Origin of the sequence: Mesonia mobilis DSM 19841 (genome assembly GCF_000423405.1) — a bacterium.
Classification (GTDB): Bacteria; Bacteroidota; Bacteroidia; order Flavobacteriales; family Flavobacteriaceae; genus Mesonia; species Mesonia mobilis.
The window spans coordinates 425,869-440,467 of record NZ_AUHX01000001.1 but is presented as its reverse complement, the minus strand read 5'-3'; the positions used below and the strand labels follow the sequence as shown (position 1 = coordinate 440,467).

Sequence of the window (14,599 nt, the reverse complement as noted above, 5' to 3'; positions counted from 1 at the left end):
AAGCATTTGGAAATTCTTTTTCAGAACTGTTATTTTTACAAAAATTGAATCAAATTTATCTTTTTTGGAACCTCACAAAATTTTTCAGCTGAAATTTTTGCTCGGTGTTATGCTGTTTTTGCTGTTTGTAAGTTACGATCATCAGGCAGTAGAAGAGGAGCGATCTGATATGCGTACAGAAACGCTAAAAGATAGTGTCTATAAGCATTCATCAATAAAAAGATTATACCATCTACTTGATGAAAGTTTGGAAGCTGAAAATTATGCTGAAGCTTATAAAGGCTATTCATATATTTATCCGTTGATTGCCGATAGTTTACCCAAAGAAAAAGTAGAATCTTATTTAGATACCTTATACAATTTAGCTGAAAAATCTAACCAAAAGCAATATTTAGCCCAAGCCAATTACGATATTGGTATGCACTATTTTGGCAATCGTTATCAATTTAAAAAAGCCTATTTCTACTATAACAATGCAAAAAAACTCTTTTTAGAATTAGAAGATAGTTTAAATATCGCTAAGTCTAGTATTCGAATGGCTAGCGTACAAAATAAGTTAGGTGATTTTGTAGGAAGCCAAAATGCACAAATTGAAGGTTTAAGTTATCTAGATTTAAGTAAAAAAGAGAACGAGCGTTTTTTAATTTCCGGTTATAATTTATTGGCACTGATTTCATCTAATCAACACGAAGATGAAGCAGCACTAAATTGGATCCAAAAATCGATCGATCTAAATAGTTACTCGCATATAAGACCTACTTTACAGAACAATAAAGGAATGTTCTTACTTAAAGCCGGTAAGTACGATGAAAGTATACAATTATTTAAAGAGCTGCTCGAGGATAGTTTAGTTTACAAGTCGGTAACCAGAAGAGCTCGAGGCTTAGACAATCTAGGTTATGCTCAACTAAAATCTGGAGATCAATCAGGTTTAGTACTTATTCAGCAATCCATTCAACTATTAGCAAAAGAAAATTATGCACCTCGTTACGCTGCCTATTTACATTTAGCCGATTATTATAAAGACAAAAATGTAGCCTTAGCAGTAAAGAATGCAAAAAAAGCATTGGCATTAGTCCCAAGTGTAGAAGATAAGTTAGAAATGTATGAAATTCTAGCTTTACATAGTAACGATAATGAAGAAAACGATTACCTGCGAAAATATATATATTTAGAAGATAGTCTATCTAATGCCAGACTTAATGCGGCCAATCAATTTGCGAAAATTAGGTTTAATAGTGAATTGCAAGAACAACAAATTTTAAAACTCGAGAAAGTTAATACAGAAAAAGAATTGGCGATCGAAAAAGAAAATTTTCGACATTTTTTAATTATTACTGTAATTAGTATACTTCTTGTTCTATTAATAGTTGGTTTTATAGTTATTAGAAAGAAAAACGAAAAAAATAAAAATATCGCTATTTCTAAATTAGAAAATAAACTCTCAAAACGTGTTCACGACGAAGTTGCTAATGAAGTTTATACGCTTATGAATAAAATTGAACATCGTCAAATCTATTCTAACGACGAAATGTTAGATTATCTCGATCATATTTACGTAAGAAGTAGAAATATATCTCGAGAATTAGACAGTTCTTTATTGCTGAAAAATTTCCACGGAAATCTAAAAGTAATGCTTACTTCATTTCAAAGTAAAAACGCCAATGTATTAATACAAAACTCTTCAGAAGAATTTTGGCAACCCTTAAAAAATAACTTAAAACTTACTATATACCGTATTTTACAAGAACTAATGACCAACATGAAAAAACATAGCAATGCCAATGTGGTGGTTATTTCTTTTAAGAAAGAAGAAAATTATCTTCAGATACAATACACCGATAATGGTAAAAGTTTTAATTTGAGAGATTTAAAATTTAGTAACGGCATAAAAAATATTGAAGCAAGAGTTGCTCATCTTTCCGGAAATTTAGATTTTAAAGAAACCGAAAAAGGGATGGTGATCATTTTAAAATTTAGAGTCTAAATGTCGCGTATTCAAAAAGTAATTATAGCAGAAGATGTAAAAAGTATACATCAAGGTTTAGCCAGTGTTATGCAAGAAATAAATATTGCTGAAACTGAATTCGTTCAATATTGTGATGATGCTTATTTGCTGATAAAAAAAGCAGAGCAAAACCAAGAACCTTACCATTTATTAATTACCGATCTTTCTTTTGCCAGAGATCATCGAGACGTAAATTTAGAAGACGGTGAAGCTTTAATTAAAGCCTTAAAAGAAGAGCAGATCGATATTAAAATTCTTGTATTCTCTATCGAAGATCGTGCACAAAAGATTAAAAAGTTTTCTAAATACCTCGATATCGACGCTTACGTTTGTAAAGGCAGAAATGACCAAAAAGATCTAAAGCAAGCTATTCATCATTTAAATAAAGGGAAAAAGTTTTATTCTGAAGCGGTAGGTAATCGTTGCGAAGAAAATAAACAATACGAAATCACCAATTACGACATTAAAATTTTAGAACTTTTAGAAGAAGGTTACCATCAATCAGAAATTTCTACCCGCTTTAAAGATGAAAATAGAAACCCTTCTAGTACCAGTTCCATAGAAAAACGAATAAATAATTTAAAAAATTTTTTCAAGGCAAAAAACACCACAAACCTTGTGGCTAAAGCGAAAGACCTCGGTGTCATTTAGTAAATCTTAAAATTTTAACTATTCATTTACGGATTTCCGTAAGGATGCTATGCAAACATAATATATCTTTGTTTTGGGTTTTGGTTAAGCAATTAACTGTAAGTGAAAGACTGCTAGCCAATTTATGTTTATTTGCATAAATTACAACAAACCGCTGCAGGATTTGTTGTTTTAGGTGAAAACAGGTACGTGGGGTAAATTTGTTTTTGTTGCAGTCTTTCCTTTTTTATTCTACTTAAGAAACTTTAACTAAATTTCAACACTTTACTTTTCTGTAACATTTTTCTTCGGTATATATTGGTGAGCTAGAAGTAGAGCGCATCTGTGAACCAAGAAAAATCAACTAATAAGACTAAAAAACGTTTAAAAAAAACGTTTAAAATTATAGCGAGAATTATTCTAATCTTGCTGCTTTTATTCATTTTGTTAGTCTTGTTTATTAGAAGTCCGTGGGGACAAAACATCATCGTCAACAAACTTACCAATTACGTTTCTGGTAAAACAAATACAGAAGTTCGTATCGATAAACTTTTTATTACGTTTTCCGGAGACATTTCTTTAGAGGGCTTATATCTGGAAGATCAAAAAGGCGATACACTTATTTATTCTAAAACTTTAGAAGCCGATATCCCTATTTGGCCATTGGTGAAAGGAAATGCTTTTAGCGTCGATAATTTAGAGTGGAAAGGTTTAAAAGCTAACATCGTTAGAAAAGATTCGATCAACGGTTTTAACTATCAGTTTTTAATCGATGCACTAGCTGCCAGCGATACCACACAAACACAACAACAGCAACCTTCTCAACCGATGGAAATTTCTATTGGCGATCTCGATCTGGCTGATTTTGATGTGACTTATAAAGATTCGGTTAGTGGGATCGATGCAGAAGTAAAACTAGGGAAGTTGTTTTATGGCGGAGAAAATTTTGATCTGCAACAAATGAATTTTGAAGCTTCAACACTTCAGCTTGAAAATACGAAGGCAAAAATTGTTCAGACCAAATTAGTAACTTCAGAAGATAGTACGACGATTGCTTTACCAAGATTTAAAGTAGATGAATTTCAATTGAAAAACGTACAAGCTAGTTTTGAGTCGATTCCGCAAGAGAGTAGATTTTCTGGTGTAGTTGAAAATTTTTATGCAGAAATGCCTTTACTCGATCTCGCTTCGCAAGAAATAGAATTTAATACCATCGAGCTAGAAAATTCTTTAGTTGAAATATCGTTGCCAGAACAAGAAGAGCCAACCCATCAAAATTCAACTAATTCTTCAGAAAGTTTGAATATTGAAGAAATTTGGCCAGATTGGAGGCTTCAGGTTGCTAATTTAGCCTTGGTGAATAATCAAATTTTATATCAACAAGGAAATCAACTTCCTAAACCTAATCAATTAGACCCTCAAAACATTCAGCTTTCCAACTTTAATCTTAAGGCAGAAAATATTGAGCTTTCTAAAGAAACTTCAGCTCGACTAAATTTAACCGAATTTAATTTCAATGAAAATGTAAGCAATTTTAATTTAGAGCAATTCACTTTTAATGCTGAAATAACTCCCGATCAAACTCGTATTGAGCAACTTCAACTTAAAACAGGTTCAAGCAATTTACAAGGTGAAATTACAGCCAATTATACTAGTTTAACGGAAGCTATTCAAAATTACGAGTACGTTCGTCTTTCAGCAAACATCAACTCATTGTATTTGCAAATGAGCGATCTAACTCGATTAAATCCTGCGCTCAAACAAAATGAATATATTTCAAAATTAAAGCAAAAACCTATTACCGGAAGTGTTCGTGCAAACGGTACTGCGCAAGATCTTCAGCTAAATAATTTACTTTTACAATGGGGAATGACTACTAAAATTAGTACCCACGGTAGATTGGTTTCGGTAACTGATCCTGAACAGCTTCAGCTAGATTTGCGATCGATCGATATTACTTCTACCAAAAGTGATTTGCAGCAATTTGTAAGTGAAAAAGATTTGGGAATTTCAATTCCGAAGAAAATTCAGCTTACCGGTAATTTACAAGGAAGTTTAGCTAATCTTACTGCCGATGCGGTTTTACAAATGCCTGAAGGTCGAATAGAAGTTGTTGGAGATTATAAAAATACCGATGGTTTAGCTTTTGATGCTGAAGTAAAAACGATAGAACTCGATCTGGGTACGTTGCTGCAAAATGAAAGTTTAGGCAAAATTTCAGCTGAAATTACTACAAAAGGTAGCGGAAGTTCTATCAATACCTTGGATGCTGAGTTAAATTCTAACTTTACAAAACTCACGTATAACGATTACGATCTTTCAGATTTACAATTATCCGGTAAAATTAAAAATGGCAAAGGCGATGTAAAAGCGGCTTTTAAAGATGAAAATGTAAATTTAAATGTCGACGCTTTTGTAAAGCTAGACAGCGTTGCTCCCGAGGCAGATTTTAAAGTAGATTTACAAGGTATCGATCTATATGCTTTAGGGTTTACCCAAAAACAAATTCGCGGTAAATTAATGCTGAATGGAACTTATAAAGGCGAGAAAGATGCTTTTATGGTCGATGCAAAAGTAGATGAAGCCATTGCGGTTTACGACAACAATCCTTATTACATTGGCGATTTAGATATACATACGAGAATCGCACAAGATAGTACGGCAGTTACGGTAAATGGAGGATTTTTAAATGCTAAATTATTTTCTAATAGCAATCCAACCCAATTTTTAAAAGCTTTACAACGCCATGCTGCGCATTATTTTAAAGAGCCGGAACCTCGCGATAGCTTGCAAAAACCTGTTCGTTTATATGTAGAAACCAGTATTTCTCAGCGCCCAATAATTTCTGAAGTTTTTATCGACGGGATTGAAGAAATGGATAGCATTCATATAAAAATGGGCTTTAGTGAAGAGAAAGAAGAGTTAGTGGCAGATTTTAATTTACCCTACGTAAAATATAAAGAAAATACATTAGATAGTTTACAGTTAAAACTCAATTCAACCGCTAAAAAAGCCGATTTTACTTTCGGTTTTTCCGGGATCGATGCTGGACCTTTATCAATCGAAAAAACTTTTTTTAAAGGTCATCTTACCAGAGATACACTTCGATTAGATTTTAACTCAGATAAAGGCAACCAAGAACTATATCATATTTCGAGTATGATGACGAGTAACGATGGTAAAATTCAGTTTTCTATAAATCCGGAGAATCTAATTCTTAATAAAAATGAATGGCAAACTCCGCAAGATAATTCGGTGATTTTTGAAGATAAGACTATCGTATTCAATAATTTTAATTTCAGCAGAAATAATCAGCAGATAGATTTCAATAATAATTTTAATATTGAAGCAGAACATTTCGGTGCAGAAATTCAGAATTTTAAACTCTCTACTTTGCTAGGTTATTTTAATCCCGATGAATATTTATCTTCAGGAATAGTTCAAGGTAATTTGATTCTAGTTAATCCGTTCGAAGATCTTGGGATGATCGCAGATCTAGATATTCAAGATTTTAAAGTCACTCAAATTCCATTAGGTGAATTAGCGATCGATGCGAAATCGAAAGGTGGCAGCAATTATGATTTTCAGTTAGGTTTACAAGGAGAAGAAGTAGATCTAACGTTAAATGGAGATTATAAAGCTAACCCAACTGCTGCCAATTTAGATTTAAAGTTAAACTTACAGAAATTAGGTTTACCGCTTATTCAGCAATTTGTTCCTGAAGAATTAGAAGAAGCTAAAGGAAATTTAAGCGGAAATGTAAACATTACCGGAACAACTTTAAATCCTGAGTATTCCGGTGAATTTAAATTCAACAATACTCAATTTGTAGTAAGCAAATTAAATTCAGAATTTTCAATTTCAGATGAAACCATTAAAGTGAATAACGACGGAATTAATTTCTCTCGTTTTTTAATTTTAGATGCCAATAACAATGAGTTTGTTGTTAAAGGAAATGTTTCAACCCAAGAAAGTATGATCGATCCTGCATTTGATTTAAGTATTAATGCGAACGATTTTCAGGCGTTAAATTCAACAGAAGAAGATAACGATCTATACTATGGGAAAGCTATTTTTGATATCGATGCTAAACTTGGTGGTAAACTTAGTTTCCCTGAATTGGATGTTGACGTTACCATTAACGAAAAAACAAATGTAACCTATATTGTACCACCATCTCAGGTTGGAATGACCGAGCGTGACGGAGTTGTGGTTTTTGTAAATAAAGAAAATCCCGATGCTATTTTAACGCGTAATGATGCCGATGATACTTCTGCTATTTTAACCGGATTAGAGCTAGCTTCTAATTTAAAAATTGAACCGGGAGCAACCGTTAATGTGATTTTAAATGAAAGAACAGGTGATAATTTAAAACTTGTCGGGCAAGGTGATTTAAAATTTAATATTGAGCGTAATGGCAGAACGTCACTTACGGGAAGATATCAGGTAAACGACGGTCATTACGAGATGAATCTTTACAATTTAGTGAAGCGTAAATTTAATATTGCTAAAGGAAGCACGATTACTTGGAGCGGCGACCCGATGAATGCAGATTTAGATGTGCGAGCGATTTATAAAGTAGAAACTTCAGCTTCCTCGTTAATGGCAAGTCAAACAGCAGGCTCTGCAAGTAACATTCAAGATCGCTACCGACAAAAACTTCCATTTTTAGTGTATTTAAATGTAGATGGAGAACTTATGCAACCGCAGCTAAATTTTGGTTTAGATATGCCTGAAAATGAACAAGGAGCTATTGGTGGTACGGTTTACGGTCGCGTTCGACAACTTAATCAGCAAGAAGGTCAACTTAATAAACAAGTATTTTCTTTACTCGTATTAAATCGTTTTTACCCAGAGCAAGGCGCCGATGGTAGCCAAGGTGGTGCGGCAACAGTAGCTAGAGATAATTTAAACCAGGCACTTTCAGATCAATTAAATGTATTTTCAGATCGTTTAACCGGTAATACGGGTATCGAGCTGAGTTTTGGCTTAAATAGTTATACCGATTATCAAGGAAATGCGCCGCAAGATCGTACCGATTTAAATGTGAGTGCGCGCAAAAAATTGATGAATGATCGATTAGTGGTGCAAGCAGGAAGTGAAATTGGTGTGCAAGGAGAAAATCGTCCCGGTGAAGCCAATCCTGTAATTGGTAATGTGAGTATCGAATATTTATTAACCGAAGACGGCCGTTGGCGTTTACGCGGATTTAGAAAAAGTCAGTACGAAAATATTATCGACGGTCAAGTGTTTGTTAACGGAGTAGCTTTAATTTTTACGCGAGAATTCAACAAATTTAATGAGCTATTTAAAAAAACTGCGGAAGAATTAGCACAAGAGCAAGAACAAGAAAAACGAGAACAGGAGAAAAAAGAGCGAGAAGCTAAAAATTCAGCAAACAAAGAAGCTGTTGAAGAAGAAGAAAATTAAATGAAATTACCTTTTAAAACATATCAAATCGGGATACTGTTAGTTGCATTAGCAGTATATTCTTGTAGTGTTGAAAAATACATACCCGAAGATGAATTTTTGTATCGTGGAGCAAATTTAAAATTTATCGATACGGTTTTAGATAAAAATTACAAAGAAGTTAAAACCGAAACAGAAGGTGTGCTTTACCCTCAACCCAATTCTCGTTTTTTAGGAATGTATCCCGGCTTGTATTTTCATTATAAAGCGCAACGTGAAAATCCGGGGATCATCAATAAATTTTTCAACAAAAAAATAGGAGAGGAGCCGGTATATTTTTCTGCTGTAGAAGTTTCTGAAACTGAAGAATTAATTTATAACCGATTAGAAAATCGTGGTTTTTTCTATAGTTTAATAGAATCTAATTCTACCATCGATTCTTCTTCGCATACGGCAAAAGTAAATTATGAAGTTACGCTTAAGAAACCCTATGTTTTAGAAACCTATCAGTTAGAGAAAGATAGTTTACCAAGTACAGACAGTTTAGAATTGGTTAAAAAGCTTGAAAAAGCGGTTGTTGATGAAAATTCTGTCATCAAAAAAGGAATGCGTTTCGATCTGGCAGATTTTAAATCAGAAAGAGAACGTATCGACGAATTTTTGAAGCAAGAAGGTTATTATAATTTTAATGGTAATTTTCTAATTTTTGAAGCCGATACTAATACTTACGATAATAAAAAATTCGATTTATTTTTAAGACTGAAAGATAATGTACCCGATAAATCTAAAGTACCTTATATTATAGATGATGTAGATGTTTATCCCAACGAATCTATAGAAACTAGAGACCAAGAGAAAGATACTGTAAGCTTAGATAGTTTAGATTTTATACAAGCTAAAGAGTTTTTTAAACCAAAACGATTATCACCTTATATCCTTTTGAAGCCTGGGCAGCGTTACAACCCTATTCTTTCCAAATATACCAGTAGAAGGTTATCGTCGATAGGTACTTATAAATTTGTAAATATTCATTACAAAGAAAATGACACTGTCGTCGATGAAAATGGATTTAGGCATTTAGACGCCATTATCGAACTTTCACCTTTGCAGAAGCGTTCGTTACGAGCAGAATTACAAGGCGTCACTAAATCAAACAACTTTGCCGGTCCCGGTTTAGGTTTAACTTATACCAACAGAAATTGGTTTAAAGGCGGAGAACAATTAAATATTAGAGGGAGTGTAGCTTACGAAAAACAATTTTCTTCAGGCGAACAATCGGGTTTAAGTAGTTTACAGTTGGGTTTAGAAACCTCGGTACGTTTCCCAAGATTGTTATTTCCTATTGTCGATGTAAATAAACGCTTTAAGTATAGCATTCCGCAGACCGAAGTAAAATTAGGGATCGATTATTTAAATAGAAGTCAGCTTTACAGTTTAAACTCTTACCAAACCTCATTTGGTTACATTTGGAAGGCAAATCGATATGTTACTCATCAACTCAACCCTATTAATATCAATTACGTAAGATTAGGAAATGTGACCGAAGAATTCAATGAGATTCTCAATCAAAATCAATTTTTAAGAAGAAGTTTTGAGCAACAATTTATTGCCGGTTTAACGTATGGTTTTACGTATAATGAATTGGTAGATAATTATCGAACCGGCGCTTTATACTTCAACTTCAATTTTGATATCGCAGGAAATACCTTAAGTCTTTTTGATCAATCTGCTACCGATGAAGATGGTAATGCTATCAATGAATTTTTAGGCTTACAATACGCACAATATGCTAAAGGCGATATTGATATTCGCTATCATTATAAGTTGAATGATGATGGGCAAGTGCTTATTGCTCGACTGTTTGGTGGTTTAGGTTATTCTTACGGCAATTCTGAATCTTTACCCTTTGTAAAACAATACTTTGCCGGCGGACCGTATAGTGTTCGTGCTTTTAGAATTAGAGGTTTAGGACCGGGAAGCTATCAACCCACCGATGAATCTAGTTACAATGCTTATTTTGATAGAGCAGGAGATATTCGTTTAGAAGCGAATCTAGAATATAGGTTTCCGTTATTTAATTATGTGAATGGAGCCATTTTTACCGATGCCGGAAATGTTTGGCTGTTAAGAGAAAATGATGCCTTACCGGGAGGAAAGTTTAGTTCTTCTTTCACCAATGAATTAGGTATTGGTAGCGGAGTAGGAGTGAGGGTAGATATTCAAGGTTTTGTAATACGTTTCGATTTAGCATCGCCATTAAAAAGACCGGCTAAATCATTCGAATTTGAATATGATTCACCGGTCTTAAATTTTGCAATTGGGTATCCTTTCTAGTTTACTTTCGTAATAGCTAAATTTAGTATTCTAACTGGAGCAGATTGAGTACCAGAAACACCTGAATCTTTATTTATTACATAACGAATATCTACAATATCATTAGCATTAAATTGGTAAGTTAATACTCCCGATGAACCCCAGTAGTTACCAGAAGGATCGTCATTTAAAATGCTAATTTCACCACGGTTAGGATATCCTATTAAAGTTCCGTTGCGGTAAATTCCTATAACATATTTTCTATTTCCTACAGGAAGATTATTCGTTGATAATCCGCATGAAATATTATAGATGCCATCTTGTAATATCTCAATTTTACCAGCACTAACTACAGTATAATAATCAGAATCAATATAATTTACGTGAGATGATCCTAATGGAAATTGATAGTAAGTATCTTCCGATAGTGTAAAATTAGTCCCACCATCTCTATTCATTAATATGGTTGGTAAAGATCTTACCATTTCGTGCCATTCTAAACCATTATAGGTAAATAAATGTTGTGAAGTTGTATTAAAAACCATTGCTCCTTGTAATGGATTTTGAATATTTGCCATTTGAGTTGCAGTCATTCTAGGAGGTACAAGAGCTCCGGTTTCACTATCGATCTGAAAGGCAGAACCTTCACTTGGGTTGGTAGTACCAATTGCAACCTGTGAAAACGAGTAAATGGTGAAAAATAAGAAGAGTGAGGTAATTATATTTCTTTTCATAAGGGGTAATTTTTTCCCGGCAAACCTAATTGTTTCTTTTTGACGCAAAAAATTTCAAATGTGAAACTTTAGTGAATTTTTATTTAAATTAAACTGAATAACTTTTTATTTGCATAAAATATTTACAATGAGAATAATTCTTACTAGTCTGATCATAATTTTAAGCTTTACAAATTCAGTTTTTGCTCAAATCGATACTACTCAAGTTATTTCCGAAGAAAAAATAACCACTTGGGAATTAGCTAAATACGATGCCGGTTTAATGTGGGGTGGTTTTAAACAAGTGTATACGAGTCCGTTTAAATGGGATCAAGATGACTGGGCAATTGCAGCGAGTATTGCGGTAGGAACTGCAGGTTTAAATATTATTGATGACGATGCACACGATTATTTTGCTCGACAAAACGAAGATATTCCCGGTGTAGTAAAAGATTTTGGTTGGTATTTTGGTTCTCCTCAAAATAATTACGGCGTAAACGGAGCAATTTACCTAGCCGGTTTATTTACCAAAAGTAAAAAGTTACGAAAAACCGGTATTCTCATGATATCTTCTGCAAGTGCTGCCGGACTTATACAAACCATTAGTAAAACCGCTACCGGTAGGGCAAGACCAAATTCTGGAAGTAAAGCTACGTTTAGGCCTTTTAGTAATGAAGGTGGTTATCATTCTTTCCCATCTGGACATACAATTTTATCATTTACCACCTTTTATGCCTTGTCGAAACAGTTTGATAATATATGGGTGAAAGGCGCACTAATCGCCGGTGGAATGGTTTCTCCGGTATCAAGACTTTGGGCAGAAGCCCACTGGCTAACCGATGTAGCTTTAAGTACAGCTTTAACGATTGTGGTAGTCGATTCTATCGATAAATATTTAGACCGAACGATGAGCAATGATCCTGCTTACAAAGAGCGTAACAATAAAATCTCTTGGCAATTACAATTCGGTGGAAATAGAATAGGAGTGATCGGTACTTTTTAATTAATATCTACATTGTAAACAAACGCTCGATACTTGAGCAAAGCCACAAAAAATGCACCGCCAATGGCATTACCTAATAACGCAAAAGACTGAAATCTTATATAATCTAAAAACTGAATACTTTCTGAGGTGATCATTCCAGAGAATACTTCAACATTACCAATAATGCTATGATGCAGACCGGTAAAAGACATCGTTGCAGTAATAATAAAAATAATGATAATTCTGCTAACCGTTTCTGTCGCAGAAGATAATAACCAAGACAAAAGTCCCATAAGCCAACCGGCTAAAATTGCACTTATAAAAATGGTAATTGTATCGGGTTTTGTAACGTGTTTAGCAATGGTTTCAATTGTATTTAAATCGAATAATTTTAGCTGAGGTCCTATCCAAATTAGGGTTAATGCCATTAAAATTCCACCGATTAAATTCCCTAGGATAACGTGACTCCATATTTTGAATAGGCTTTTTACACTTCTTTTTCTATTTAATACCGGTAAGGTTAATAAGGATGTTTGCTCTGTAAAAAGTATAGATTGTCCTAAAATCACTAAAATAAATCCTACCGGATATACAAAAGCAATAAGTTTGAATAATGTAGTATTATCGAAAGTGTCTTTCAAAAAATAAAATAAGCTACAAATAAGCAAATAACTAAACCCAATTTCTAAACCAGCGGTCATCGAACTTAATATAATACTGCTTGGTTTCTTATTATAAGTTTCTTGGCCTTCACAGATCTGATCTTTTAAAATCTCTCCATGAGATTTTTTTGTACTAGCACTTTTTTTTGAATCGTTAGCAGAATCGTGAATTTCAGAATCGATATGATGTTGGGTTTGTTCTTCTTGTTTTGTCATCGTTGAGATATAATACTCAAATTTAGGGCGAAGCGTTAAAGACTAAAAATAATAAGCATTTTTTTAACAACAAAAAAGCGCCGGCTCACAAAGTGAAACCGACTCTCGACGTGGGGTAAACTTACTAACATTTAAAAACTAACAATTATGAAAACCCACATCTAGAACTCAACTTGAAAAATACTATTTATACGTTGGGCTATCAAAATCTCAATAAAAACACTTTAAATTTTTAGATTGTTAATCTATATTTCAAAAATAGGTGAAATATGCAATGCAATTTGTTTTTTAGCCAGTTACATACTAAGTGTAGATGAAATGTAACTATCTTTAGACCAGTGTTTTTTGGTCAAATTTTGATGACTTTTATAGTTTCTGTGAAGTATAATTACGAGAATTAATTAAGTGAATTTTAGGTATAAAAAAAAGAGGGCGTTTGTCCTCTTTTCATTCAAATTTATTAATGGGATATGTCTTATACCAAGGCATAAGAATATTTGTTATCGATAATATTCTTAAATAATGTAATGTACGAAGACGTTACAGATGCCAATGTATTTTTACAAGCTGCTTGATAATTAGTTTCTGCAACTTCTGTTCTATATTCATCGTTTACGATAAGGCTTTCAATTGCTGTTGCGAGTGAACTTATACTACGTTCATTAAAAAATGCTCCTGTATAACCTTCTTCTTGAGAAATAATCTCAAAATCTTTAGTTTGCGGTAAAACAGTTGCTTTACCGTAAGCTCCTGCTTGGTGTAGAATACCGGCATTACCTTCTAAAGATGTATACGGGAATGCAACAATTGTACTTTCTTTAAATACATGCTTTACATCATTCTCTTCAACATAACCAGTAAAGAAAATATCTTCTACATCATGATAACTTTTCTTTACTTTATCCAGATAACCCTGAGCTTCAGGTGCATCTATTCCTGCGATAATGAGTTCAATTTTTTCCTCAGTGCGTTTTCTTACTTGCTCAATCGCTTCAATTAAAATCTCTACACGCTTGTAGGTTCCAAATTTACCAAAAGCTAAAACTTTTTTAGGCTCATCTTTTTTTACAGGCTGTGGAAAAACCGGAGTACTAAAAGAACCGTGACGAACTACAGAAACATTATGCGCATTAAAATTCTCTCTAAGCAAACGAGCTTGCTCTTCTAAAGTTACCGTTACTAAATCTGCTTGTAAAAGTAAACGTGTAAAAGCTTTATTTAAAAAGCCTTCAGTTTTAACTTGATGTAATAATACGATAGTTGAAATACCTTTCAGTTTTAATACTAATGGTAATAATACACTCATTAGACTATTACTGTTTGGTTGGGTTGAATGTATATTAAATAGAATAGCGTCTGGCTTTTCTTCTTTAACAGCTTTTAAAATGCTAAATGCATTTTTAGTGGTTTTACGATCTAAACATTCATTTATCTTAACTGTACACCCATTAATTTTGCTATAATCATTCGTGTTGGTTTGATCAATTGAGTTTTCTGTAAAAACAATTAATTCTGAAACATCTTGATTTTTAGCAAAATTTTTAGCTAAATGATATCCGTACTCACTAACATTAGTTTTATTTGGAGTAAAATTGGTTACGACAGCTAATTTCATAGGGTTTGAGTTTAATCTGTAAAACGTTTGCATTGTAAAACTAAAAAT

The 14,599-nt window shown here is 33.2% G+C and carries 8 protein-coding genes; 5 read left to right on the top strand and 3 right to left on the bottom strand.

Features of this window, described 5'->3' with window-relative positions; translation table 11 throughout:
• The first annotated feature begins 64 nt into the window (after positions 1-64).
• From G551_RS0101950 to tamL, 4 genes are all read left to right on the top strand, one after another.
• Positions 65-1,987 carry a tetratricopeptide repeat-containing sensor histidine kinase gene (locus tag G551_RS0101950; RefSeq protein ID WP_156876736.1) on the top strand — a complete coding sequence of 641 codons (1,923 nt, stop codon included), beginning with the start codon at positions 65-67 and terminating at the stop codon, positions 1,985-1,987.
• Positions 1,988-2,659, top strand: coding sequence for a response regulator (locus tag G551_RS0101945; RefSeq protein WP_027883983.1), 672 nt, complete (start codon positions 1,988-1,990; stop codon positions 2,657-2,659).
• A 405-nt stretch (positions 2,660-3,064) separates the two neighbouring features.
• Complete coding sequence (locus G551_RS0101940; RefSeq protein WP_156876735.1) at positions 3,065-8,068, top strand: translocation/assembly module TamB domain-containing protein; 5,004 nt, start codon at positions 3,065-3,067, stop codon at positions 8,066-8,068.
• On the top strand, positions 8,069-10,381 hold the full coding sequence (gene tamL / locus G551_RS0101935; RefSeq protein ID WP_027883981.1) for a translocation and assembly module lipoprotein TamL: 2,313 nt from the start codon (positions 8,069-8,071) through the stop codon (positions 10,379-10,381). It abuts the gene before it with no gap.
• Here the strand turns inward: tamL and G551_RS0101930 are convergent.
• Entirely contained in the window at positions 10,378-11,094 is a 717-nt protein-coding gene (locus G551_RS0101930) for a hypothetical protein (RefSeq protein WP_156876734.1), read from the bottom strand. The genes tamL and G551_RS0101930 overlap by 4 nt on opposite strands.
• A gap of 127 nt (positions 11,095-11,221) precedes the next feature.
• On the opposite strand from G551_RS0101930, the gene G551_RS0101925 reads away from it, so the two are divergent.
• Positions 11,222-12,076 (top strand): phosphatase PAP2 family protein, encoded by an 855-nt coding sequence (locus G551_RS0101925; RefSeq protein ID WP_036243099.1) that lies wholly within the window; start codon positions 11,222-11,224, stop codon positions 12,074-12,076.
• Here the strand turns inward: G551_RS0101925 and G551_RS0101920 are convergent.
• Together G551_RS0101920 and G551_RS15240 are read right to left on the bottom strand one after the other, a co-directional pair.
• On the bottom strand, positions 12,073-12,936 hold the full coding sequence (locus tag G551_RS0101920; protein ID WP_027883978.1) for a formate/nitrite transporter family protein: 864 nt from the start codon (positions 12,934-12,936) through the stop codon (positions 12,073-12,075). The two genes, G551_RS0101925 and G551_RS0101920, sit on opposite strands and share 4 nt — an antisense overlap.
• A 475-nt stretch (positions 12,937-13,411) precedes the next feature.
• Positions 13,412-14,551, bottom strand: coding sequence for a glycosyltransferase (locus G551_RS15240; protein ID WP_036243096.1), 1,140 nt, complete (start codon positions 14,549-14,551; stop codon positions 13,412-13,414).
• Positions 14,552-14,599 lie beyond the last annotated feature (48 nt).

Coding starts and splice junctions, on each gene's coding strand:
- G551_RS15240 (WP_036243096.1), bottom strand. CDS start 14,551: ATGAAATTAGCTGTCGTAACCAATTTTACTCCAAATAAAACTAATGTT.
- tamL (WP_027883981.1), top strand. CDS start 8,069: ATGAAATTACCTTTTAAAACATATCAAATCGGGATACTGTTAGTTGCA.
- G551_RS0101930 (WP_156876734.1), bottom strand. CDS start 11,094: ATGAAAAGAAATATAATTACCTCACTCTTCTTATTTTTCACCATTTAC.
- G551_RS0101925 (WP_036243099.1), top strand. CDS start 11,222: ATGAGAATAATTCTTACTAGTCTGATCATAATTTTAAGCTTTACAAAT.
- G551_RS0101920 (WP_027883978.1), bottom strand. CDS start 12,936: ATGACAAAACAAGAAGAACAAACCCAACATCATATCGATTCTGAAATT.
- G551_RS0101945 (WP_027883983.1), top strand. CDS start 1,988: ATGTCGCGTATTCAAAAAGTAATTATAGCAGAAGATGTAAAAAGTATA.